Origin of the sequence: Actinophytocola sp. (assembly GCF_035762905.1) — a bacterium.
Classification (GTDB): domain Bacteria; phylum Actinomycetota; class Actinomycetes; order Mycobacteriales; family Pseudonocardiaceae; genus DASYTH01.
This window is the reverse complement of sequence record NZ_DASUCC010000084.1, coordinates 1-24,085: the sequence shown is the minus strand read 5'-3', so window position 1 is coordinate 24,085 and position 24,085 is coordinate 1. Positions and strand designations below refer to the sequence as shown.

20 protein-coding genes are annotated in these 24,085 nt (G+C 70.7%); 5 read left to right on the top strand and 15 right to left on the bottom strand.

What is annotated here, in order from left to right; translation table 11 throughout:
- Window positions 1–33: 33 nt before the first annotated feature.
- Complete coding sequence (locus VFV67_RS16925; RefSeq protein WP_326471193.1) at window positions 34–1,818, top strand: HSP90 family protein; 1,785 nt, start codon at window positions 34–36, stop codon at window positions 1,816–1,818.
- Window positions 1,815–4,562, top strand: a complete 2,748-nt coding sequence (locus tag VFV67_RS16920) for a hypothetical protein (protein ID WP_326471119.1) — start codon at window positions 1,815–1,817, stop codon at window positions 4,560–4,562. Before VFV67_RS16925 ends, VFV67_RS16920 begins: the two co-directional genes overlap by 4 nt.
- Here VFV67_RS16920 and VFV67_RS16915 read toward each other — a convergent pair.
- The 6 genes from VFV67_RS16915 to VFV67_RS16890 all read right to left on the bottom strand — a co-directional run bounded on the left by VFV67_RS16915 (window position 4,555) and on the right by VFV67_RS16890 (window position 11,158).
- Entirely contained in the window at window positions 4,555–5,460 is a 906-nt protein-coding gene (locus VFV67_RS16915; RefSeq protein WP_326471118.1) for a carbohydrate ABC transporter permease, read from the bottom strand. The two genes, VFV67_RS16920 and VFV67_RS16915, sit on opposite strands and share 8 nt — an antisense overlap.
- A gap of 7 nt (window positions 5,461–5,467) precedes the next feature.
- On the bottom strand, window positions 5,468–6,379 hold the full coding sequence (locus tag VFV67_RS16910) for a sugar ABC transporter permease (protein ID WP_326471117.1): 912 nt from the start codon (window positions 6,377–6,379) through the stop codon (window positions 5,468–5,470).
- Window positions 6,380–6,381: 2 nt separating this feature from the next.
- Window positions 6,382–7,827, bottom strand: a complete 1,446-nt coding sequence (gene ngcE, locus VFV67_RS16905) for an N-acetylglucosamine/diacetylchitobiose ABC transporter substrate-binding protein (protein WP_326471115.1) — start codon at window positions 7,825–7,827, stop codon at window positions 6,382–6,384.
- A gap of 51 nt (window positions 7,828–7,878) precedes the next feature.
- Window positions 7,879–9,045, bottom strand: a complete 1,167-nt coding sequence (locus VFV67_RS16900) for an ROK family protein (protein WP_326471113.1) — start codon at window positions 9,043–9,045, stop codon at window positions 7,879–7,881.
- Between the two features lie 197 nt (window positions 9,046–9,242).
- A complete protein-coding gene (locus tag VFV67_RS16895; RefSeq protein ID WP_326471112.1) occupies window positions 9,243–10,556 on the bottom strand; it encodes a hypothetical protein in 1,314 nt (437 codons plus the stop codon).
- Window positions 10,553–11,158 (bottom strand): dihydrofolate reductase family protein, encoded by a 606-nt coding sequence (locus VFV67_RS16890; protein ID WP_326471191.1) that lies wholly within the window; start codon window positions 11,156–11,158, stop codon window positions 10,553–10,555. The genes VFV67_RS16895 and VFV67_RS16890 overlap by 4 nt, the downstream gene beginning before the upstream one ends.
- A gap of 715 nt (window positions 11,159–11,873) precedes the next feature.
- Here VFV67_RS16890 and VFV67_RS16885 point away from each other — a divergent pair.
- Complete coding sequence (locus VFV67_RS16885; protein WP_326471110.1) at window positions 11,874–12,689, top strand: IclR family transcriptional regulator; 816 nt, start codon at window positions 11,874–11,876, stop codon at window positions 12,687–12,689.
- 9 nt (window positions 12,690–12,698) lie between these two features.
- Here the strand turns inward: VFV67_RS16885 and VFV67_RS16880 are convergent, their stop codons facing one another.
- Genes VFV67_RS16880 through VFV67_RS16865 form a run of 4 tightly spaced genes read right to left on the bottom strand, consistent with a single transcriptional unit; the run spans window position 12,699 to window position 16,837 of the window.
- The gene (locus VFV67_RS16880; protein ID WP_326471108.1) at window positions 12,699–13,172 is read right to left on the bottom strand and encodes a carboxymuconolactone decarboxylase family protein; all 474 of its coding nucleotides are present in this window, start codon (window positions 13,170–13,172) and stop codon (window positions 12,699–12,701) included.
- A gap of 38 nt (window positions 13,173–13,210) precedes the next feature.
- Window positions 13,211–14,698 carry an aldehyde dehydrogenase (NADP(+)) gene (locus VFV67_RS16875; protein WP_326471106.1) on the bottom strand — a complete coding sequence of 496 codons (1,488 nt, stop codon included), beginning with the start codon at window positions 14,696–14,698 and terminating at the stop codon, window positions 13,211–13,213.
- A complete protein-coding gene (locus VFV67_RS16870) occupies window positions 14,695–15,495 on the bottom strand; it encodes an NAD(P)-dependent oxidoreductase (protein WP_326471105.1) in 801 nt (266 codons plus the stop codon). Before VFV67_RS16870 ends, VFV67_RS16875 begins: the two co-directional genes overlap by 4 nt.
- 46 nt (window positions 15,496–15,541) lie before the next feature.
- Complete coding sequence (locus tag VFV67_RS16865) at window positions 15,542–16,837, bottom strand: lysine N(6)-hydroxylase/L-ornithine N(5)-oxygenase family protein (protein WP_326471189.1); 1,296 nt, start codon at window positions 16,835–16,837, stop codon at window positions 15,542–15,544.
- A 112-nt stretch (window positions 16,838–16,949) separates the two neighbouring features.
- Here VFV67_RS16865 and VFV67_RS16860 point away from each other — a divergent pair, with 112 nt between their 5' ends.
- Both VFV67_RS16860 and VFV67_RS16855 read left to right on the top strand, forming a co-directional pair.
- The gene (locus VFV67_RS16860; protein ID WP_326471104.1) at window positions 16,950–17,912 is read left to right on the top strand and encodes a methionyl-tRNA formyltransferase; all 963 of its coding nucleotides are present in this window, start codon (window positions 16,950–16,952) and stop codon (window positions 17,910–17,912) included.
- Window positions 17,909–18,568, top strand: a complete 660-nt coding sequence (locus VFV67_RS16855) for a pentapeptide repeat-containing protein (RefSeq protein WP_326471102.1) — start codon at window positions 17,909–17,911, stop codon at window positions 18,566–18,568. Before VFV67_RS16860 ends, VFV67_RS16855 begins: the two co-directional genes overlap by 4 nt.
- Before the next feature lie 116 nt (window positions 18,569–18,684).
- Here VFV67_RS16855 and VFV67_RS16850 read toward each other — a convergent pair whose 3' ends face one another.
- From VFV67_RS16850 to VFV67_RS16830, 5 genes are all read right to left on the bottom strand, one after another.
- The gene (locus VFV67_RS16850) at window positions 18,685–19,788 is read right to left on the bottom strand and encodes an FAD-dependent oxidoreductase (RefSeq protein WP_326471100.1); all 1,104 of its coding nucleotides are present in this window, start codon (window positions 19,786–19,788) and stop codon (window positions 18,685–18,687) included.
- A 33-nt stretch (window positions 19,789–19,821) separates the two neighbouring features.
- A complete protein-coding gene (locus VFV67_RS16845) occupies window positions 19,822–21,405 on the bottom strand; it encodes an amidohydrolase (protein WP_326471098.1) in 1,584 nt (527 codons plus the stop codon).
- Window positions 21,402–23,714, bottom strand: coding sequence for a Tex family protein (locus VFV67_RS16840; protein ID WP_326471097.1), 2,313 nt, complete (start codon window positions 23,712–23,714; stop codon window positions 21,402–21,404). Before VFV67_RS16840 ends, VFV67_RS16845 begins: the two co-directional genes overlap by 4 nt.
- Window positions 23,698–23,877 (bottom strand): DUF397 domain-containing protein, encoded by a 180-nt coding sequence (locus tag VFV67_RS16835; RefSeq protein ID WP_414636266.1) that lies wholly within the window; start codon window positions 23,875–23,877, stop codon window positions 23,698–23,700. The genes VFV67_RS16840 and VFV67_RS16835 overlap by 17 nt, the downstream gene beginning before the upstream one ends.
- Window positions 23,852–24,085, bottom strand: a 234-nt coding sequence (locus VFV67_RS16830; RefSeq protein WP_326471093.1) for a Scr1 family TA system antitoxin-like transcriptional regulator, incomplete at its 5' end; no start/stop codon positions are given. The genes VFV67_RS16835 and VFV67_RS16830, both read right to left, overlap by 26 nt.

Genomic DNA, 24,085 nt, shown 5'->3' with positions numbered 1-24,085 from the left:
CCACACTGAGCAGCACTTTTCACCAGCACGGCCCTGGGGGTAGTTCTGAACCGCAGCTTCCAGGTGGACCTTCGGGGCATCGTCGACCTGCTCAGCAACCACCTGTACGCCAGCCCGCGGGTCTACGTCCGTGAGCTGCTGCAGAACGCCGTCGACGCGGTCACCGCCCGGCGCGCGATCGAGCCGGACGCGCCGGCCGGGATCGGCATCGACGTCGACGGCGGCGCGCTGACCATCACCGACAGCGGCATCGGCCTCACCGAGGACGAGGTCAACGAGGTGCTGGCCACCATCGGGCGCAGCTCGAAGCGGGACGACCTCGGCTTCGCCCGGCACGAGTTCCTCGGTCAGTTCGGGATCGGCCTGCTGTCGGCGTTCATGGTGGCCGACGAGGTCCGGGTGATCACCCGCTCGGCCACCGGCGGGCCGGCGGTGGAGTGGGTCGGGCGCTCGGACGGGACCTACCGGATCGCCGCGGGCGAGCGGGACACCGCCGGCACGACCGTGCGGCTGGTCGCCCGGCCTGGCACCGAGCAGTGGTTCGCGCCGCCGACCGTGCTCGAACTGGCCCGGCTGTACGGCTCGCTGCTGCCCTACCCGATCACCGTGGCCGGCGAACTGATCAGCGGCGACGGACCGCCATGGCGGCGGGACCGGCGCGGCCCTGGGCAACGCCGGGCCGACCTGGTCGGCCACGCCCAGGACACGCTGGGCTTCACCCCGTTCGACGTGATCGAGCTGGACGTCCCGGAGGCCGGCCTCACCGGGGTCGCCTACGTGCTGCCGTTCCCGGCCAACCCGGCCGAGCGCGCCGGCCACCGGGTGTACCTGAAGCGGATGCTGCTCGCCGAGAGCGCCGAGAGCCTGCTGCCGGACTGGGCGTTCTTCGCCCGGTGCGTGGTGGACACGGCGGAGCTGCGCCCCACCGCGAGCCGGGAGGCGCTCTACGCCGACGGCCTGCTCGACCTCACCCGGGAGGCGCTCGGCGAGGCACTGCGCGGCTGGCTGGTCGGCCTGGCCCGCACCGAGCCGGCCCGGCTCAGCCGGTTCCTGGACGTGCACCACCTCGGCGTCAAGGCTCTCGCCCTGCACGACGACGAGATGCTGCGGCTGGTCGACGCCTGGATGCCGATGGACACCAACGTCGGCCGGATGACCCCGGCCGAGTTCCGGGCCCTGCACGGCATGATCCGATACACCGCAACGGTCGACGACTTCCGCCAGCTCGCGGCGGTGGCCGCGGCCCAGGACGTCGCGCTGATCAACGGCGGCTACACCTACGACACGGAGATCCTGGAACGGCTGCCGGTGCTCGAGCCGGGTCTGGCCGTGCACCGGCTGGACCCGACCGATCTGGCCACCCGGTTCGCCGCGCTCGAGCCCGGCGTCGAGCTGGCGCTGCGCCCGTTCCTGACCGCGGCGCAGCGGGCCATGGACCGGGTCGGCTGCGAGGTCGTGCTGCGCGCGTTCGACCCGGCCACGCTGCCGGTGCTGTACCTGCTCGACCGGGCCGCGGCGTTCCAGGGTGAGCTGCGGGCCACCCGGGACCGGGTGGACGAGCTGTGGGCCGGCGTGCTCTCCGTGTTCGACAAGCCGGTGGCGCAGCGGCCGCGGCTGGTGCTCAACCACCGCAACCCGCTGGTCCGCCGGGTATCCGAGCTGACCGACCCGGACCTGGTCACGCTGGCGGTCGAGGCGCTCTACGGCCAGGCGTTGCTGCTCGGCTACCACCCGATCCGGCCGGCCGACGCCGCGCTGCTGAACCGGTCGTTCCTGGGTCTGCTGGACCAGGCCGTGCCCACCGAGGAGCGCGGGTGAACGAGGACCAGCTCTGGGAACGGCTGGACACGACGCTGCGGATGCCCTATGGCCGGGGGCAGATCGCCGCCGTTGAGGAGATCGTCCGGCACGCGGACGCCCTTGGCCTTGCCCCGGTCCAGTTCGCCGCGCGGATGCTGGGCACCCGCGCCTACGTCTACGGCGGCGAGCCGGCCAAGGCGTTCGTCACGTTCGCCTGGTGCCTGGCCGCGCACGACCGCGGCGAGGCCGACCACCGCTACGACCACCAGCTGTACTGGCACTTCAAGTGGATCGTCAACGCGCTGACCAGGTTCCCCGAGATGTCGCTCGACCGGACCTACGCGGTGCTGGACGACATGGAGCGCCGGTACCGGGCCGCCGGGCACACGATGAACCCGGTGCACCAGTACCGCACCCAGGTCGCCGATCATGTCGGGGACCAGGACACCGCGCGGGAGCAGTACCGGCTGTGGTGCGCGGCGCCGCGCGGCGAGATGTCCGACTGCCTCGGCTGCGAGCCCGACCACAAGGTGCGCTACCTCAGCGCCCGCGGCCGGGACGAGGAGGCGGTCGCGCTGGCCTTTCCGGTGCTCTCCGGAAAGATCAACTGCACCGAGCAGCCGCACTCGATCCTGACCGAGCTGCTGGTGCCCTATCTGCGCACCGGCCGGCTGGACGAGGCGGTCAGCGCCCATCGGCAGGCCTACCGGGCGATCCAGAACAACCGGGCCGAGCTGGAGATGGTGGCCGGTCACGTCGCGTTCTGCGCCTACTCCGGCAACCCGGCGCGTGGTCTGGAACTCATCGAGCGGCACCTGGGCTGGTTGGACGAGCCGCGGGACCCGATGGCGGACATGTACTTCAGCGCCTCGGCCGCGCTGGTGCTGCGGGTGGTCGCCGAGGCCGGCCACGCCGGCGTCGCGGTGGGCACGACGACGGCCGGCGCGCTGTGCGTCGAGCTCCGCAGGCGGGCGCTCGGCCTGGCCGCGCGGTTCGACGCCCGCAACGGCACGACGGCACAGAGCGAGGCGATCCACGCGCTGCTGTCCGCCGAGCCGATCGTGGCCGAGCTGCCGCTGTCCGGGTCGGCTCGGCGGGCCGCCGTGCCGGAGCCGACCGCCGGGCCCGCGCTGCCCGGCACCCCGGAGGAGCTGGCCGCGCTCGCCCGGCAGGAGATGTGGCTTGGCAACCTGACCCGGGTCGAACGGATCTGGCAACGGTTCGACGAGCTGTGCCCGGACCCGGGGCCGGAACTGCTGGCCCACCGGCTGGCCGCCCGCGCCGCGGAGCTGTCCGACGCCGATCCCGAGGCGACCGAGGCGGCCCTGACCCGGTCCGCGGAGCTGTTCGCCGGGCTGGGCGACGAGGTCGCCCGGCAGAACATGCTCGGCAGGCGGGCGCTGGTGCGGCTGCGCGCCGGCCGGACCGGGACCGAGCTGACCGAGCTGACCGAGGTGGTCGACACGCTCGCCCGGATCGGCACCCCGGACGACCACGCCCGGGCGCTGGCCCGGCTGGCGATGGGCCACCGGTGCGTGGATCGGCCGGCGGAAGCGCTCGCCGTGCTGGACCGGGCGGCCGGCCTGGCCACCGAGGACACGCTGCGGGCCAGGATCGCGCTGGACCTCGCCGAGTGCACCGAGCAGCTCGATCCCGGGGACCTGCCAGGGGCGCTCGCGCACGTGCGGCGTGCCATCGAACTGTTCGCGCCGCTCGGCCCGTGCGACGGCCTGCACCGGGCGCAGCGCTACGCCGCCGCGCTGCTCGCCGACACCGGCGAGCCGGAGCGGGCCGCCGAGCTGTACGAGGCGGCCGCGCTGACCGGTGACCGGCTGCTGCGCGGCCAGATCCAGCACGAGCGCGGCCGGCTGGCGCTGAACCTGGGCCGGGACGAGGAGGCGCACCGGACGCTGTCCGCGGCGGTCGTGGACCTGCTGGCGGCCGGGGACCTCTGGCAACTCGCCCAGGCCCGCATCGTCCTGGCCGCCGCGGCCCTGGCCACCGGTGCCGCGACGGAGGCCGCCGACGCCGCCGAGGAGGCGATCACCGGGTTGAACGACTGCCACCGGGACGGCTGGGCGCCCCCGGAGGCGGTCGACCACGAGCTGTCCCGCGCCCGCTACCAGCTGGCCCGCGCCTACCGCGACCTCGGTCACGCCGAGGCGGCCCTCGGGTTGCTCGACCAGGTCGCGGCGCACTGCCGCGCGCAGGGCAACCCGGCCGGGGTGGGTCAGATGAACGGCATCGCCGGCGACATCCTCGACGGGTTCGACCGGGACGCCGAGGCCGCGGGCCGGTACACCGCCGCCGCCGAGGCCTGGGCCGAAGCGGAGGTGGCCGCGGCGGAGCTGAGAAGCCGGCGCTGTGCCGCCAAGTCCTGGCACTGGGCCGGCGAGATCGAGCGCTCGGTGACCGCGCTCGCCGCCGCCGACGCCGTGTGCCCGCGGGTGCCCGCCGAGGACCCGGACGGCGGCTGGGAGTTGGCGCTGCTCCGCTACGACGGCGCCCGAATCCTGGCCGACGCCGGCCGGCTGGCCGAGGCGGCCGGCCGCGCCGCCGCCGCGGCCGCGGCGTTCCGTTCGCTCGACGCCCCGGTCGAGGGCGCCATGGCCGACGCACTGCACGGCCGCATCCTGATCGACCTGGATCGGCCCGGCGAGGCCGAGCCGCTGCTGCGGGCCGCGCTGGCGGCGCTGCCCGCCGAGGCCGCCGGGCCCCGGGCGGACATCGCGGACCTGCTCGACGAGATCGCCGCTACTTGACCGCGCCCGCGGTGAGGCCGGACTGGATCTGCCGCTGGAAGATGATGTAGACCACCACCATCGGCACGATCGCCATGCTCAGCGCGGCGAACATGCCGGGCCAGTCCACCTCGTAGCCGGCGCTGGTGTTGATGTTGGCGATCCCCTGGGTGATCACCCACTTCTCCTGCGAGGGCAGCAGCACGATCGGCAGCAGGTACTGGTTCCACTGGCCGAGCACGTTGAAGATCGTGATGCTGATCAGCCCGGGTTTGGCCATCGGCACCATGACCTGGAAGAAGGTCCGGGTGTGCGAGGCGCCGTCGATCATCGCCGCCTCGGCCACCGAGGTGGACAGCGTTCGGAAGAACGCCGCCATGAAGAAGATCGTGAACGGCAGCGAGTAGGCGATGTAGACCAGGATCAGACCGAGGTAGGTGTCCAGCAGCCCGAGTTGGCGCACCACGAGGAACAGCGGCACGAGCGCCAGGAACACCGGGAACACCATGCCGGAGACGAACATGAAGTAGATCAACCGGTTGCCGAAGAACGTGAACCGGGCCAGCACGTAGGCCGCCATCGAGCCGAACAGCATCGTTCCGGCCGTGCTGAACCCGACCACCACCACCGTGTTGAGCATGTACTCGGGGACGCGCGCGGTGTCCCAGGCCCGGCCCCACGCGTCCAACCGGAACGCTCCGGGCAGCCCGAGCGGATCGTTGAAGATCTCGGTGTTCGTCTTGAACGACGACATGAACGTCCACACGATCGGCACGATCACCGTCACCGACCACACCACCAGGGCCACGTGGGACAGTCCGGTGAGGACATTGCGCTCGCCCGGCACGTAGCGGGACCGCTGTGGCGGCGCGATGCGCGGCGGAGGGCCGGCGGGCGCGGTGGTGTCTACCTGCGTCACGGCCATGTCAGTACTCGATCCGCTCGCGCCGGGTGACCCGCAGGGTCAACACGGCGAACGTGAGGGTCAGGAAGAACAGTGCGACGCCCATCGCCGACGCGTAGCCGAACCGGGAGAAGCTGAACGCCTGGCGCCAGATCTCCAGCGGGATCACCGTGGTCGCACCGTCCGGTCCGCCCCGGTCCACCGAAAGCACCTGAACCAGAACGAACGCGTCGAACGCGGCGATGCCCAGGTAGACCCAGGCCACCTGCAGGCTGTCCCACAGCAGCGGCAGCGTGACGCCGAAGAACAGCCGGAACTTGCCGCACCCGTCGAGCGCGGCCGACTCGTAGATCTCGGCCGGGATGGCGGCCATCCCGGCCGAGAACAACACCACGTAGAAACCGACGGCCTGCCACACCATCACCGCGATGATCGACCACAGCGCCAGGCTCGGTTGGGTCAGCCAACCGACCGGACTGATGCCGAACAGGCCGAGCAGGCCGTTGAGCACACCGGCCGAGTCCGGCCGGTACATCGCCTGGAACAGCACGCCGATCAGCGCGACGGCGAGGACCTGGGGGAAGAAGTACACGATCTTGTAGAACTTCGAGCCCCAGATCCCGCGCATCCCACCGCTGCGGCTGCCGCCCGCGATGTTGAGCAGGAACGCCAGGAACAGCGCGATGGTCAGGGTGATCACCGGCAGGGCAAGTAACAGGATGAGGTGATGCGTGACCGCTTTCCAGAACACCGGGTCCTGGATGAGCCGCGCGAAGTTCTCCGTGCCGATGAACTTCGGGTTGGCCGACACACCACGCCAGTTGGTCATCGCGATGTAGAAGGCTTGCGCGTACGGCCCGATCACGAATACCCCGTACAACGCCACCGGCACGATGAGAAAGCCGATGATGAAGGGGTACTTGCCCTGCCGCATGATCACTTGTCCCGGTGCTGCTTGGTCACCGACGAGTCCGCCTTGATCGCATCGGCCTTCTTCTGCATGTTCTCGCAGAACTGATCGGCGGAGCTGCGGCCGAACATGAGCGCGTTGGTCTGCGTGCGCAGCTCGGTCTCCAGCTCCTTGTACCAGCTCTCGAAGCGGCTGTCCGTGATCACGTTGTCGCCCGCGGCGGCCTGCGCGGCGGCCACGCTCTTGTTGCCCGGCGACAGCTGCAGGCCGTCCGCCGCGCCCTTGACGATGGTGAGGTTGCCGGACTTCTCGGTGAAGCCCTTCGCACCCTCCTTGGACAGCATCAACCGAAGGTACTCCATGCCGCCCGCGACGTTCTTTCCCTTGGACGGGACGATGTACCACTCGCCGGCCACCGCCCGGATCGCCTCGAACGGCATCTTGTCACTCGAGGTGATGCTCGGGGTCGGGGTGACCGCGTACTCGAAGGTGGCCGGGGTCTCCTTCTTCTGCTCGTTCTCCAGCCACGAGCCGGACGGGTAGAGAGCGACCTTGCCCTGGTTCTGCTGGGTCTGCACCTCGGTGTGGATGAGACCTTCGAAGGCCTTGTCCATGTAGGTGTTGCCGATCTCGGCCCAGGCCGCCGCGGACTTGCGCACCGCCTCGTTGGTCCAGGCGCCGCTCTCCAGGTTGTCGATGTCCAGCAGCACCTTGTTGGTGCCGATCTTGGCGGCCGAGATCAGGATCATCCAGTACTGGTAGTACGAGGCGTTCTTGCCGGCGTAGGCGTACGGCGTGACGCCGGCCGACTTGGCCTTCTCGCAGAAAGCCTTGAACTCGTCCCAGTTCTTCGGCCCGGTCCACGAGTTCTTGGTGAACAGGTTCTTGTCGTACCACAGGCCGAACGCGGTGTAGACGTAGGCGAGCATGTACGGCTTGCCGTCGATCAGGCCGATGTCGTAGGCGCCGGGCACCAGCGTGTCCTTGACCTTCTTGCTCGGGTCGTCGATCGACGGGGCCTCGAACAACGAGGTCAGGTCCTGCAGCTGCCCTTCGCTCTGCAGTGCCAGGTTGTCCATGTTGTCGCTGCCCGCGTTGGCGATCATGTCCGGCGGGTTGCCGGCCGCGAACCGCGGCTGCATCGTCTGCGCGATCTGCTGCGTCGCGACGTGCTTCACCTCGGCCTGCGGGTACTTCGCCTTGTACATCGGCTCGTGCACCTGGGTGGCGTACTCGTCGCCGAGCCCACCCTTGAAGATCACGACCTCGAGCGGGGCGTCCGCCTTGACGCCGAGGGGGTTGTTGGCGTCACCCGAGTTCGACACGTTGCCGGACGAGTCGCCGTCGTCACCACCGGTAGCGCAGGCGGAGAGCACTGCCGCGCCGGGTGCCACCATGAACGCGGTCAGGCCGATCCCACGCAGCATCTGCCGCCGGGACAGATCTGCGGAATCGCGGATGGATTCGGACATTTGTTTCTCTCTCCTTAGTGGGAACGCGAGGGAACGCAACATCAGGGGCGGTCAGGGCACTGTGGAGGTGAACAGCTCGTCCTGCGCCTGGCGTAGCGCGAGCACGAGCGCGCCCTCGAGCACCGGCTCGGCCGACAGCACGGAGAGCCGGACCGGTGGACGGGGCAGGGATATGGCGTGCAACTCCTGCTCGACGCGCATTCGCAGCGGCTCGCCCCCCGCAAGGGCGACGTCGCCGGAAAGCACGACAAGGGCTGGATCGACAACCGCGACGATCGCTGCCAGGCCCATGGCCACGCGGGCGGCCACCTCGCTGAGCGCGGCGTGCGCACGTTGCCGACGCTCGACGCCCTGGCCCTCGGTGAGGGTGCGGACGGCGAACCGCACGGCGGCCGCGGGATCGTGTCCGCGGAAGCCGTGCGAGCGCATGATCTTGTGGACCGCCGGTCCGCCGGCGTAGGCCTGCATCCCGTGGTTGGCGGTCCGGCCGACCTCACGGGCGGTCGGAGCGCCGGGCACCGGCATGTAGCCGACCTCGCCCGCACCGCCGGTCCAGCCTCGGTGCAGCCGGCCGTCGATGATCAGGGCCATGCCGATCCCGTTGCCGATCCACACGACGCTGAAGCTGTTCACGCCGGTGGCCACGCCGTAGGCCTGTTCGGCCTGGGCCACCAGGTTGACGTCGTTCTCCACGGCGACCCGCGCGCCGAGGCCGGCGGTGAGGGCCTCCACCAGCCGCGGGACGTGCCAGCCGGACATGTGCGGGGCGTAGCCGAGCCGGCCGGTGGCCGGGTTGACCGCGCCCGGAATGCCGATGACCACCCGGCCAAGCTCGCCGATGCCGATCCCGGCCGGACCGCACGCGCCGGTCAGGGCCAAGCGGACCCGGTCGACTACGTCGCCGCCGGTGCGGCCGGGGGTGGACAGCCGGTGCTCGCCGATCACTTCGCCGGTGATCTCGGCCACCCGCACCGCCATCCGGCCGGGGTTGACGTCGATGCCGGCGACGTAGGCCGCCTTGGGGTTGACCCGGTACAGCTCGGCGGTGCGCCCGGGCAGGCCCTCGCGGATGCCGTCCCGAACCACCAGCCCCAGCTCCTGTAACCGGGCAAGCAACTGGGAGGTGGTCGGCTTGGAGATGCCGGTGATGGACGCCAGCTGGGACCGGGTCAGCGGACCGCGCTCCAGCAGCACCTCGAGCGCCGCCTTGTCGTTCATGGCGCGGAGCAAGCTGGGCGTCCCTGGCATACGGTGGTTCAGACCTCTCGTTCGAGTTAGGAAGGTTTCCTAACTCGGGGAGGCTAGAAAGTGTCAGCGGTCACGTCAATGGTCTGGACCATACCGTTACCGCGCCGTATCGCCAAGACCGCGACCCCGAACACGCCCCGGAGTTGCGACGTTACTGGTTCAGACCATTACTCGACCAGGTCGACAACCCGACCAAGCACCGCCAGCCGCTCCCCCGGCGCCAGCCCCAGGTGATACAGATTGATCCCGCCCACCCCCGCCCGCAGCAACCTCCCCACATGCTCCACCACCCGCTCCGAATCAGCCGGCGGCAGCACCGTCACATAAGCATCCACCCGCACCCCCGTCCCGCCCGCGTCCCACTCCCCCGTCCCGCCCGCGTCCCACTCCCCCGTCCCTCCCGCGTCCCGCTCCCCCGTCCCTCCCGCGTCCCCCGTCCCCCCCGCGTCCACCCGCAGCCCTGTGCTGATCGCCGCCGCCACCAGTTCCGCACTCGCCGGCTCGGTCGGCCAAGCCGGCACCAGCAGCCCGTCGACCTCTCGCGCCGCCGCCTCGGTCAACCCCGGCGACGCCCCGGTCACCCACGGATCCGGGTGCGCGTGCACCGTCACCGGCACCCCCGGCGCCTCCTCCCGCAGCCGCTGGAGCACCTCCCCGCGCAGCAGGTCAGCCGACTCATGCCGAACCGCGAGCAACTCCCGGCCCCACTCCTCGTCCAGCCCACCCCCATCCACCGCGCCCTCCAGCCGCGTGTCCACCTGCGCCGGATCCGGCCCCCGGCCCCCCTGCTCGTCCGGCCCACCCCCGTGCGCCGCGCGCTTCAGCCGCGCGACCACCTCCGCCGGATCCAGCCCCCGGGCCCGCCAACCCGACCGACAGGCCGCGCAACAGCACACCGACAGCACCCGAGCCTGCTCCGCGGTCCACGCTCCCGCCGTCTTCTCGTGATGACTGTTGTGCTCGATCCCCAGCTGCCCACACGCCTCCAGCGACACCCCGTCGACCGCCACCCCGGCCACGGCCTCCCCCGCCAGCGTCGCCGCGTACTCGCGAACCTCCGCATGCCCCGGACAGAGCGCATACGGATACCGGTCCCCGAAACAGTTCCGCACCGCCAGATCCGGAAACTCGTTGCCCAACCGGGTGTTGTGCGTCAGCACGATCCATGCCGCCACCCTCAACCCGTTGCGCCGCAACGCCTCCGCCGCCACCCCGAACGGATCGCGCGCCGCCACCCAGTCCGCTCCCACCGGTCGCAGCCGCCGCCCGCCCCACACGCGCCCCCGCACCGGCCGGTACAGCGCCGCCATGGGCGCCTCCACCACCCGATGCTCCGGATGCAACGGCGTCGCCGCCCGGGTCGAGTGGTAGGCCGCCGCCAACGTCACCTCCGGAACCCCCAACCGCACCACCCGCTCGGCAAACCCCGGATCCCCCACCACGTCCCACGGATACGCATGCCCCGACACCCGCACCGTCATCGGACCACCTCGTAGTGCAGGTGGGTCACGCCGGGCGCCGGGACGGCCGCCAGCAGACGGAACCGCACGTGCTCCGGGAGTTCACGGAAGAAGCTGCGACCGCCGCCGAGCAGCACCGGCACCTGGTGCAGGATCACCTCGTCGACCAGCCCCGCCTTGAGCGCCTCGGTGACCAGACCGCCACCCATCAGGGCGACGTCCTTGTCGCCCGCGGCTTCGCGGGCCGCCGCGATCGCGTCCTCAACACCGGTGGTGACCAGCGTCTGGTCAGCGCTGATCCCGGGCGCGGACCGGTGACTCAAAACGAACAGCGGCGCCGTCGGGTGCGGGCTACCCCCGCCCCAATGGCTGGAATGCTCGTAGGTGGTGCGCCCCGCGACCGCCGCCCCCACCCGTGCCGCGATACCGTCGAAGACCCGGGCACTCGGCGCACTGAGCTTGAAGCCGTCGAACATCTGGCTCTGCGTGTCCCCGTCGAAGTACCAGTCGAAGAGCATGGGCGCGTCACCGAGACCGCTTCCGAACTCCTTGCCCCCGTCGGGCGTGCGACCACTGATGTAGCCGTCCACCGAGACCGCGTGAGCGGTGAAAACCTTGCTCATGTCCCTCCTGGACCATCGATCAGATCGCTTGACCAAGCCGAAGAACGGCGCGACCAGCACCATCCTTGCCCGCCGCCTGCCACCCACTGAGGCGCCGCCGAACCCGTAACCGCGCGAGGTACCCCACCGCCCTCGAGTGCGGCGCGGAACTCGTTCAGGGCGGTCACGAATCCGAATCTACGGCCGACACCCCGACGGGACTCAACGAATCGACCAGGGTCAGCCTCGCAGCGGCGGCCGGCTGCCGATAGCGAGAAAGGCCGCCACCCCGCAACGGCCAACCAAACGGCCGCCACCCACCCCAGTCACCAACCGGATGCCCGCTCACCCCCGCCACGATCACCCACCAGACGCCCGCCACCCACCAGACGCCCGCCATCCACCGCCGTCACCATCAGATGTCCGTCACCAGCCGCCGCACTAACCAGACGGCTGCCCCTGACCCATGCCACCCACCGGATGTCCGCCAACCGTCTCCGCAACTAACCGACGGCGCCACCCGGCCCATGTCACCACCGGATGGCCGCCACCCGGTCGCCACCATCAATGCAGAGGACTGCAGCCGCCGCCATCAACCGGCTGCCAGCTGCCCCGGCCAGTCACCAACCGGGATTGCGTCCACATATGTGGACGCGGTTCATAAACATGACGGGCGTCCGTATGGTGTCGTCCGCTAGGGTCGGGCCGGCAGTCGGCCGGTTGGATCGGGGTCAGGATGACGGAGCTGGACAGGGAGTTGGACAAGGACTTGGACGGTGCCTCTGGGCGCGACCTGTCATCGGTCAAGTCCGCCGAGCGGACCGTGCGGATCCTCGAGACCCTCGCCGCCTCGCCGACCCGGCTCACGCTCGGCGAGTTGCAGGACCGGATGGGCTACCCGCGCTCGTCGCTGCACGCGCTGATCCGCACCTTGCGTGAGCTGAAGTGGATCGAGGCGGACACCACCGGCTCGGCGTTCGGCGTCGGCCCGCACGCCCTGCTCTCCGGCTCCGCCTACCTCGATCTCGACCCGGCATACCCGTTCGCCTGCGAGGCCCTCGAGGACATCCGCGCCGCGGTCGGGCACACCGCCCACTATGGCCGGCGGGACGGGGCGCACGTCCTCTACCTGGCCAGCCGCGAGCGCCGGAACATGGAACCGCTGGTCTCCCGGGTGGGCCGCCGGTTGCCCGCCCACGTCACCGCTCTCGGACAGGCGCTGCTCGCCGCACTCACCCTCGACGAGGCCCAGGCCGTCCTCCCCCTGACGCTCGAGCCGTACACGCCGAAGTCGATCCGGAGCCTGGCCCTGTTGCACGGCGAGCTCGAGGGCATCCGCGGCCGGGGCTGGGCGTTCGAGCGCGGGCAGGGCACCCCGGGCGTCGCCTGTGTCGCCGCCGTCGTCGATTACCGCATCCCGGCCACCGACGCGATCAGCTGCTCGATGCCGGACTACGAGGCCACCCCCGAGGAGATCCAGCGCGTCGCCGCCGCGGTGGTCGACAATGCCAAGAAGCTGGCGGCCAGGCTGCGCCGCGCCGGGGTCAGGTAGCCCGGCCGGTCAGCCCACCGCCGCCGTACGGTGCGAGCCGGCGACCATGCGAAGAGTGACGCCGAAGCGATTCCAGGCGTTGATGGTGGCGATGGCGACCACCAGCGCCGCGAGGGTCGGTTCGTCGAAGTGCCGCTGCGCCTCCGCCCAGACCGGCTCGGAGACGCCGTCCGGGCCGAGCCGGGTGGCCTCCTCGGTCAGTGCCAGCGCGGCGCGCTCCGCGGCGGTGAAGAACGGTGCCTCCCGCCAGGCGACCACCGAGTACAGCCGCTCGTCCGACTCGCCGGCCACCTTGAGGTCGTGGCTGTGCATGTCCACGCAGTAGGCGCAGCCGTTCAGTTGGCTGGCCCGCAGCTTGACCAGTTCCTTGATGCCGAACGGCAGGGAGCTGTTCGACAGGAACCGTTCCAGCCCGAGCATGTGCCGATACGCCTCGGGTGCCAGCTCGGCGATCTTCATCCGTGGGGTGTGGGTCGCGTCCATAGCCTCGGGACGATACCGACCACCTCCGACGGGACCGGTCATTCCTGCACCGTGCGCGGAAGTCCGAGCGGATTGTGGTCGCGCAGTTCGGGCGGAAGGAGGTGCTGCGGCCAACCCTGGTAGGCGATCGGGACCTGCCAGCGCCGGATCGCGGTGCCGCCGACCGAGGTGTGTCCCGACGCGGTGGTGGCCGGCCACGGCCCCCCATGGTGCATCGCCCAGCAGACGGCGACACCGGTCGGCCAGCCGTTGTAGATCAGCCGGCCGACCAGCGGGCCTAGCGCGGCGGCGACCGCGGCGGCATCGTCCGGCTCGTCCTCGGTGGCGTGCACCGACCCGGTCAGGCTTCCGTCCATATGAGACAGTGTGGAGACCAGTTCAGCCACCGAGGCGTAGGTGACGACCAGGCCGGCGGGGCCGAAGATCTCCTCGGTGAACCGGTCCGGCCCGGCGGCGAAGGTCGCCGCGTCCACCTGCCACACCCGAGGCGCCACCGACCAGGCACCCTCGCCGGCCGCGCCCTCGGCGAGCGACGGCAGCGCGTCGCGGCCGGCCGCACCGTCCACATAGGAGTCCCGAATCCGCTCACTGAGCATCGGACCGGTGCTCGTCGCCCGGACCGCCTCGGCCAGCGCGGCCAACAGGGCGGCGTCGTCGGGCACGAACATCAAGCCGGGGTTGGTGCAGAACTGGCCGGCGCCAAGGGTGAGCGAGCCGGCGTATTCCGTGGCGATGTCCCGGGCCCGGGCCCGCGCGGCACCGGGCAGCACGACGACCGGGTTGACGCTGCCCAGTTCACCGTAGAACGGGATCGGGTCCGGCCGGGCCGCGGCGATGTCGAACAGCGCCCGGCCGCCGCGCAGCGATCCGGTGAACCCGACCGCCCGCATGGCCGGGTGCCGGACCAGCGCCCCGCCCGCGTCGAACCCGTGCACCAGGCCGAGAACGTCCTCGGACACACCAGCCGCGGCCAGCGCGCCGCGCAGGATTCGGGCCACCAGCACGGAGGTCTGCGGATGTCCCTCGTGCGCCTTGACCACGACCGGACAACCGGCGGCCAGCGCGGAGGCGGTGTCCCCGCCGGCGACCGAGAACGCGAACGGAAAGTTGCTGGCCGAGAACACCGCCACCGGCCCGATCGGGACGAGCATCCGGCGCACGTCCGGCCGGGCCACGGCGGGGTCGGCCGGGCTGATGATCGCCTCGACGTGCAACCCCCGGCGCAGCAGGTCGGCGAACATCCTGAGCTGGCCGGTGGTGCGGCCGACCTCGTTGCGCAGTCGGGTCTCCCCCAGCGCCGTCTCGTCGTCGGCCACCGCGACCAGTTCGTCGGCACCGTCGTCCAACGCGGCGGCCAGCGCGTCCAGCACACCGGCCCGGTCCGTGGCGGGCAGGCCGGACCAGGCGGGGAACGCGGCCGCGGCCGCACCGGCCACCCGGTCCACCTCGTCGGTCGGCGTGCCCGCGACGGCGTCGCCGACCGGTGCGCCGGTGCGGGGGTTGTAGCCCTGGACGTCGACAGTCATGTGCTGGCCTCCACGTCGTCGTTGGCGGGCGAGCAGAATCTCCCACCAACGAACTTACGGGCGAGTTCCCCGGCCGGCTTGACGTCGCCGGCGAACGCCTCGGCGTCGTCCTGCGGTTGGTAGCCGATCGCCTCGGCTTCGGCCAGCGAGACGAACCCTCGGGTGTTCGCGGAGACACCCCAGATGAGCCGGAAACCCGGCCGGGGCACGGAGATCGCCGCCTCGAGCAGCCGCGCGCAGTCGTCCGGCGACAGCCAGATGGAAAGCTCCCGGCTGTCCGTCGGCCGCTCGCGGCAGGCCCCGATCCGGATCGCGATCACGTCCAGCCCGTAGCGGTCGTGGTACAGGCTGCCGAGCGCCTCCATGGCCGCCTTGCTGACTCCGTAGTAGGTGTCCGGTCGGGGCAGCAGACCGTCCGGCACGGTGCCGCCATCCAGCGGGGCGAAGCCGACCGCATGGTTGCTGCTGGCCAGGATCACCCGGCCGACGCCGGCTCGCCGGGCCGCGTCCAGCACCGCGTGCGTCCCATTGATGTTGACGTCGAGGATTTTCGACCAGCTGTCCTCACCTGAGATGCCGCCCATGTGGATGACGGCGTCCACATCCTTGGACGCTGTACACATCGCTGGCAGGTCGGTGATCGACGCCGTCACCAGCTCGACCCGCTCCCCCGCCGCGGCCGGTTCCTGCGGCGCGAGGTCCAGCAGCCGGAGCACCCGGTCCGGCCGGGCCAGCCGGGAACGCAGCATCGTGCCGATCTTCCCGGCCGCACCGGTGAGCAGAATGCGTTCGGGCACAGGGACCCCCGGATCTCCTGGATCGTGGAGTGGATATGCCCTGGTCTTACCGCACGGTGACGGCGTCCGCAACGATGTTCTGCGTCCACATATGTGGACGATGTTCACGAGTGGAGACGACAGACCGGAGGATGTCATCTGCCCGCATGACGGTCGTCGACAGCAATGAGGACGAGATCCCATGGGTGTGCTCCGTCCCACCCTGGAGATAGATCCCGCCATGGAGATCCGGTCCAGTCATGAGGCGGTAGTCCCGGTTCACCCGCACCCGGCCGAGGTCGTCCAGCAGGCAGGATCCGGCCACATCTCCGAGCAGCGACAGCGGGTCGGCCGGACGGTACCCGGTGGCGTAGACCAGCAGGTCGCAGTCGAGCACGGCCCGCTCCCCCGTGGTCAGTGACTCGACGGTGGCGCGCACCCCGTCCACGGACTGGACCACCTCGGCCACCCGGGACAGGTTCTGGATCCGCAGCCGCTCGGTGCCCAGCACCTTCTCCCGGTACATCCGGCGGTACAGCTCCTCGATCAGGTCGATGTCGACGACCGAGTAGTTCGTGTTGCCGTGATAGTCCAGGATCCGCCGCTTCGCCTCCTCCGGCGCCGCGTAGAACGTGTCCACCGCCTCCGGGTCGAACACCCGGTTGGCGAACGGGCTGTCGTCCGCCGGGCTGTACCCGTACCGCGTGAAGATCCCGCACACCTCGGCCTGCGGGAACCGCTCGTGCAGGAACTTGGTCACCTCGGCCGCACTTTGCCCGGCACCGACCACCGCCACCCGACCCGCACCCAGCCGGCCGAGGGAGTCGATCCGGTCCAACAGGTCGCGACTGTGCCAGACCCGTGCGCCGAGCGTGGCGCCGTCCGGCAGGCTCGGCTCCAGCCCGAGACCCAGCACCAGGTTGCGCGCCCGGTTCGTGACCGTCCCCGACGCGGACCGGGCGACCACCTCGAACCCACCGCTCACCGGCCGCACCGTCACCGCCTCGTGCCCGTACCGGACCACGCCGGCGAACCGCTCAGCCGCCCATTCCAGGTAGTCGTGGAACTCCACCCGCAGCGGGAACAGCGACTTGTGGTTGATGAAGTCGACCAGCCGGCCCTTTTCGTGCAGGTAAGCCAGAAAGCTGTACTCGCTGGTCGGGTTCCGCAACGTCACCAGGTCCTTCAGAAAGGACACCTGCATCGTGGCGTCGTCGATCAGCATGCCGCGGTGCCAGCCGAACCGCGGCTGCCGCTCGAGGAACAGCCCGGTCACCGCGGCGCCGGCCCGGTTGTGCTCCTCGATGGCGATAGCCAGCGCGAGATTCGATGGTCCGAAGCCAACTCCGATCAGGTCGTACATCGGCACCGAACGTCCTCTCTCGCGGAACCCGAAGTTAGCCTAACCTAACATCGATCACCGCGGTAAGGATAGGCTTGCTTCACTTGAGCTAGGCCACGATCAAGGAGCAGCAATGCGGGTCGTCATGTTCGGATACCAGACCTGGGGCTACCGCACGCTGGAAGCGCTGCTGGACTCCGAGCACAAGGTCGTCCTCGCGGTGACCCACCCCGGCAGCGACCACGCCTACGAGCGGATCTGGGACGACTCGGTGGCCGAACTGGCCGCCGACCACGGCGTTCCGGTGCTGCTGCGCAACCGCCCGGACGACGACGACCTGGTGCACCGGCTCGAGGAGGCCGAGCCCGACATCATCGTGGCCAACAACTGGCGAACCTGGCTGCCGCCGCACATCTTCAACCTCCCCCGGCACGGCACCCTCAACGTGCACGACTCCCTGCTGCCGGCCTACGCCGGGTTCGCCCCGGTGATCTGGGCGCTGATCAACGGCGAGCGCGAGGTCGGGCTGACCGCGCACATGATGAACGGCGACCTCGACGCCGGCGACATCGTGGTGCAGCGCGCCGTGCCGGTCGAGGACACCGACACCGCCACCGACCTGTTCCACAAGACGGTCGCACTGATCCGTCCGGTCACCATCGAGGCCCTGACGCTGATCGCCACCGGCCGCACCGACTGGGTCAAGCAGGACCGCGACCGGGCCAGCTTCTTCCACAAAAGGTCCATTGAGGACAGTCGGATCGACTGGGGCTGGTCTGCCGAGGAACTCGAACGCCTGGTCCGCGCCCAGTCCGACCCCTACCCCAACGCGTTCACCTACCACCGGGACACGCGCATCCGCATCGTGTCGGCCGCCGTGTCGCAGGGTCGCTACGGCGGCACCCCCGGCCGCATCTTCATCCGGGAGGGCGACGGAGTGGTGATCGTGGCCGGCGCCGACGCCCGCCGCGGCCGCAACCACGGCCTGCTGATCAAAAAGATCCGCACCGACGACGGCACCGAACTCGCCGCGACCGACTACTTCCGCACCATGGGCGGCTATCTCACCGGCCATCCCGCTACCGTCGACCGGTGACCTCTCGCCAACTCGCCGACGGCCGGTCGATCCGGCTACCCGAGGTGGACCCGGACGAGCTGACCCCGACCACCGCGACCTTCACCGGCGCGTTCGACCTCGACTCGGCCCTGGTCGACGGCGGCGACGCGACCAACGCCACCGGTGCCGGCGCCCTGGAGGCCTGTCTGGTCCGCCAGCTCAACCTGTCCCACGCGAAGCTCAGCCCGCTGACCCTGGTCGACGTGATCATGACCGGCGTCGACCTGTCCAACGCCACACTGCACCGGGTCACCGCCCGCCGCACCGAGTTCCGCACCTGCCGCGCCATCGGCCTGCACCTGACCCTCGACAACGCCACCGACGTGTCCATCACGGACTCCCGGCTCGACTACGCCACCGTGGACATCGCCAAGGTCCGAGGCGCCCTGGTGTTCACCGGCTGCACGTTCCGCGAGTCCATCATCTCCGGCGACCTGTCCAACACCCTGTTCCTGGACTGCGACTTCCACGACACCGAGTTCCGCGCCACCCGCGCCGCCGGCTGCGACCTGCGCACCTCCCGCATCACCAGCGCCCACGGCCTGCTTTCCCTACGCGGCACCAAAATCGACGCCGAACAAGCCCTCTTCCTCGCCACCATCCTGGCCACCGAAGCCGGCCTGATCGTCGACTAGAGCCGGTCCCGTCGATCATCGCGTGAAGTCTCGGCCCAACCAACGCAACCTCAGGGGCACCGTGACGACACCCAGCCACAATCAACCCGCCAACCGCAGGAACGCAACAACAGCGGTTAATCCCGGAGCGGCGGAACGTCCACCATCGGAGGTCCCGGAGGGAGGACTGGTTCGGTGTCCGTGACGATGGCATCGGCGATCACTTCGCCGATGGCCGGGGCGTGTTTGAACAGGTTGTTGCCCCAGATGGCGGTCACCGGGCCGGCTCGGCGGGCGTGGATGCCGTCGCGCAGGCCCGGGATCTGGGTGCAGTAGACGGTCTCCAGCACTTCGTTGCCGACGCCGTGCAGGACGTCGCGGACGTAGTCGAGGACGAGCTTGCGGGACCGGGCGATCGCGGCGTCCGGGCCGGCGCTCCAGGGGATCTCCTCGTCGCCGAAGTGAGCCCCGACCGACCAGCGGTTGTCGCCGGACAGGTGCTGGTAGGAGGTGAAGCCGGGGCGCCACGACTCCGTGCGGTCCAGCCACGACAGCGGCCGGTCGGGTCGGTCCCGCAGCCGAAACGTGAACCGGGCGTGGTGTGCCAGCGCGCTCGGGGTGTCGATTCCGGCCTGGGCGGCGAGACCGTGGGTGCCCTGCCCGGCCGCGACGACGATCCGGTCGACCTCGTGCCGCCCCATCGTGGTCAGCACCGTTACCCGGTCGGCCGCGGGCGACAGCCGCCGCACTCGTTCCCGGCGAAGGCTCGGCCCGACAGCACCGCGCAGATACCAACCGGCCGATTCGGCGTCGAGCACCCGCGCGTTCGGATCGAGCAACAGCGGCCCGTCCGTCACCCCCGGCAGACCGCGCCCCCGGTCGAACGACGGCTCGTCGTGGAGTTGGTGCGCCACGCCGGCGAGAGACATCGCCCGCGCCCAGTGCCGCGCGACCTGACCGGTCACACAGAGCGCGCCGGGCCGGACGATGCGCGGCGTCCGGAGGTCGAACATGGCCGCGTATTCGTCGTCCCACTCCGACCACAGCGACGCTGACCGCCGCGCGAACGTGACCAGCGCGGGATCGCCGTGTGCCAACCGGAAGATCCGCGAACTCCCGACCGAGCGGGCCGCCATCGGCCGGTCCGCCTCCAGGCACATCACCTCGCATTCACGGCGCCGCAAGGCGCGCGTGACTGCCAGGCCGACCACGCCGGCACCCACCACCGCGACCCGCATCATCCAGCCCTCGCCCTCCGGCACCGATTATGCGGCTCAGGGCAATGCCCCGTGGGCGACGGTGCCGGCGACCAGGGTGGCCACGACCCCGATGCCGGCTATGCGGTTCGGGTCGACGTCGCGGGGGTCGTCGGCCAGGACGACGAGGTCGGCGTGTTTGCCGGGGGTGAGGGAGCCGAGTTCGTTCTCCCAGTGGCAGGCGTGCGCGGCGGCCGTGGTGTAGGCGCGCAGGGCCTCGTCGATGGTGACGGCCTCGGCGGGCCCGATGCGCTCGCCGGTGGCGGAGAGCCGTTGCACCATGAACTGGATGGCGCGCAGTGGGGCGCCAGGGGTGACGGGCCGGTCGGAGCTGGCGACCAGCGGAACGCCATGGTGGAGGAAAGACCTGCCGCGGTAGAGCCAGGAAACCCGACCGGGGCCCACGATTTTGGCGTAGTCGTCGCCGAAGTACCACAGGAAGCTGGGCTGGACGACCGCGGTGGCGCCGACCTCGGCGAACCGGGGCAACTGGTCGGGGCGGACCAGACCGGAGTGCTCGATCCGGTGCCGGGCCTCGGGACGCGGATACCGGGCCTGGGCCTCCGCCAAGGCATCCAGGGTCAGGTCGACGGCGCGGTCGCCGATCGCGTGGATGGCGAGCTGCCAGCCGGCGCGGTGCGCGTCGCGGACGTAGTCGCGCACGATCTCGGGGTCGGTGAAGTAGTCGCCGCTGTGATCCGTACCGGCATAGGGAGCGGTGAGCGCGGCGGTGCGCGGACCCATGCCGCCGTCGGTGAAGATCTTGATCGCACCGAGGGAGAGCCGATCGCCGCCGAAACCGGTGCGCAGACCGAGGTCGAGGCCCCGGGCGATGCCATCGGATGGGTTGGTGGCCAACGGATGCAGGGCTTCGGCGGCCACCATCAGGCGCATCCGGATCGGCAGCCGGCCCTCGTCGTGCAGCAGTTGGAAGGCGGCCGCCTCGGCGCCGCTGTAGCTGATCAGTCCACCGTGGACACCGATGCCGGCCTCGGCGGCGGCGGTCACGCCTTCCGACAGGCAGGTGCGCCCGGCGCGCTCGATCGCGTCGGCCAGTTCGCGCACCGGATACGGGTCGCGGACGCCGCGCACCGCGGTCATGCCGGCGTCGCCGAGCACACCGTCGGTGTGCTGCACGTTCGACGGGAGCCGGACCAGCACCGAGCTGCCGACCACACCGGCATGGCCGGAGACGTGCACCAGCAGCACGTGCCGGCCGGCACTGACCGAGTCCAACTCGGCGGCGGTGAGGTGCCGGCCGAGTACACGCTGGTCGTAGCCCTGGATCTCCGCCCACTCCCCCGGCGCCTTGGCCGCGACGGCCTCGGCCACCACGGCCAGCACGTCGTCGACCGAGGTGCGGCCGGCGACCGTGACCCCACTCTGTTGCAGCCCGGCCCAAGCCAGGTGCACATGCGGGTCGATGAACCCGGGCAGTACGGTCGCGCCACGCAGGTCGACGACCTCCTTGGCGGGCAACGAGGACACCGCGTCGTCCAGCCCGACGATCCGACCCTGCCACACCCCGATCTCGCGCCCGGCCGGAAGCGCCGGGTCCATCGTGACGATGTTCGCGTTGACCAACCGCAGATCCAGCATCATTTCTTGAATCCGGCCCGGCGCAAGGCGTCCGCCATCGACCCGCCGGCCGCCTCTTTCGCGGTGCCGCCACCGCGCTCCTGGCGGGGCTGGCGCGGCCGGTCCCGCGGCCCCGACCGACCGCCGGCGTCCCGGGCACCCGGCTCGTCATCCAACCGCAGGGACAACCCGATCCGTTTGCGGGGCACATCAACGTCGAGCACCTTCACCCGGACCACGTCGCCCGGCTTCACCACGTCCCTGGGGTCCTTGACGAACGAGCGGGACATGGCCGACACGTGCACCAGCCCATCCTGGTGCACGCCGACGTCGACGAACGCGCCGAACGCGGCCACGTTGGTGACCACACCCTCCAGCACCATGCCCGGTCGCAGGTCCTCGACCTTGTGCACCCCCTCGGCGAACGTCGCGGTCTTGAACGCCGGCCGCGGGTCCCGACCCGGCTTCTCCAGCTCGGCCAGGATGTCTGTCACGGTCGGCAGCCCGAACGATTCGTCCACAAAGGACTTCGGGTCGAGCTTGCGCAGTGTGCCGGTGTTCCCGATCAGCTTGGCCAGATTGCCGCCGGTGGCCTTGAGGATGCGCCGCACCACCGGATAGGCCTCCGGGTGCACGGCCGAGGAGTCCAGCGGGTCGTCCCCGCCAGGGATGCGCAGGAACCCCGCGCACTGCTCGAACGCCTTGGGCCCCAGTCGGGACACGTCCTTGAGCGCCCGGCGGGTGCGGAACGGCCCGTTGCCGTCCCGGTGCGCGACGATCTGCGCGGCCAGCCCCTCGCCGATGCCGGAAACCCGGGTCAGCAGCGGCGCGGAGGCCGTGTTGACGTCCACGCCCACCGCGTTCACACAGTCCTCCACCACCGCGTCGAGCGACCGGGACAGCATGGACTCGGGTAGATCATGTTGGTACTGGCCGACTCCGATGGACTTCGGGTCGATCTTGACCAGCTCGGCGAGCGGATCCTGCAACCTTCGGGCGATCGACACCGCCCCGCGCAGCGACACGTCCAGCCCGGGCAGCTCGTGCGAGGCGTAGGCGGACGCGGAGTACACCGACGCCCCTGCCTCGGACACCACGATCTTGGTCAGTCCAGGATTCAGCTTGATCAGGTCGGCGGCCAGCTTGTCGGTCTCCCGGGACGCCGTGCCGTTGCCGATCGCGATCAACTCGACGCCGTGCCGCTCGGCCAGCCGGGCCAGCACGGCCAGCGCCTCGTCCCAGCGCTGCTGCGGCTGGTGCGGGTAGATCGTCTCGGTGGCGACCACCTTGCCGGTGCCGTCGACCACCGCGACCTTCACGCCGGTGCGGAAGCCGGGATCCAGGCCCATGGTCGGTCGGGTGCCGGCCGGCGCGGCGAGCAACAGGTCGCGCAGGTTGGCCGCGAACACCCGGACGGCCTCCTCCTCGGCGGCCTGCCGAAGCCGCATCCGCAGGTCGATGTCGAGCTTGATCAGGATCCGGGCGCGCCAGGCGAGCCGGACGGTGTCCAGCAGCCAGCGGTCGGCGGCCCGGCCCCGGTCGGCGATGCGGAAGTGGCCGGCGATGGTGCGCTCGTAGTCGCTCGGCCCGGCCGGGGCTTGTTCCGGCGCGTCCTCGGCCAGCATGGTGAGCTCGAGGATCTCCTCCTTCTCACCGCGGAACATGGCCAGGATGCGGTGCGAGGGAAGCTTGGTGTAGGGCTCGGACCAGTCGAAGTAGTCGGCGAACTTGGCGCCGGCCTCCTGCTTTCCCTCGCGCACCTTGGCGGCGATCCGACCGGCGGTCCACATCCGCTCACGCAGGGTGCCGATCAGATCGGCGTCCTCGGTGAACTGCTCGATCAGGATGGCCCGGGCGCCGTCCAGCGCGGCGGCGGGGTCGGCCACGCCCTTCTCGGTGTCGACGAACCCGGCGGCCTCGGTCTGCGGGTCCCGGCTCGGGTCGGCCAGCAACAGGTCGGCCAGCGGTTGCAGCCCGGCCTCACGGGCGATCTGCGCCTTGGTGCGCCGCTTGGGCTTGTAAGGCAGGTAGATGTCCTCCAGGCGCGCCTTGGAGTCGGCGGCCATGATCCGGGCGGTCAGCTCGTCGGTGAGCTTGCCCTGCTCGCGGATCGACTCGAGGATCGCGGTGCGCCGGTCCTCCAGCTCACGCAGGTAGCGCAGGCGTTCCTCGAGCGTGCGCAGCTGGGCGTCGTCGAGGCTGCCGGTGACCTCCTTGCGGTAGCGGGCGATGAACGGGACGGTGGCGCCACCGTCCAGCAGCTCGACCGCCGCGTGGACCTGCCGGTCGCGCACGCCGAGCTCCTCGGCGATGCGCTCATGAATCGATAGCACCCGAGCATTCTGCTACGAGGCGCCGCCACGCGGGGATCGGGACGCTGAGCACGCCCCCGGCCGGGTGCTTCGAGTCCCGCACGGCGGCCCCCGCCGAGACCAGCGCCACCTCCACGCAACTGCTTGCGCCACCTCCGCTAAAGCTGCTCTTCCGCCAGTTCATCCCGTTCGCTCCCGCGCTCATGGTCGCTTGCCAGGGTGACAATCAACCCCCGCGATTGTCCTCCATCCATGGCAACCTCACCGAGAGTCGAGACCAGGCCGCGATACGGCTCGATATACCGGCGATCTTCCAGGAAGAGCACGGTCGCATGGTTGTCCAGGCACACCAGCGGTTGATATTCGGCGTACTCGAACAGCGCGAAGGGGCC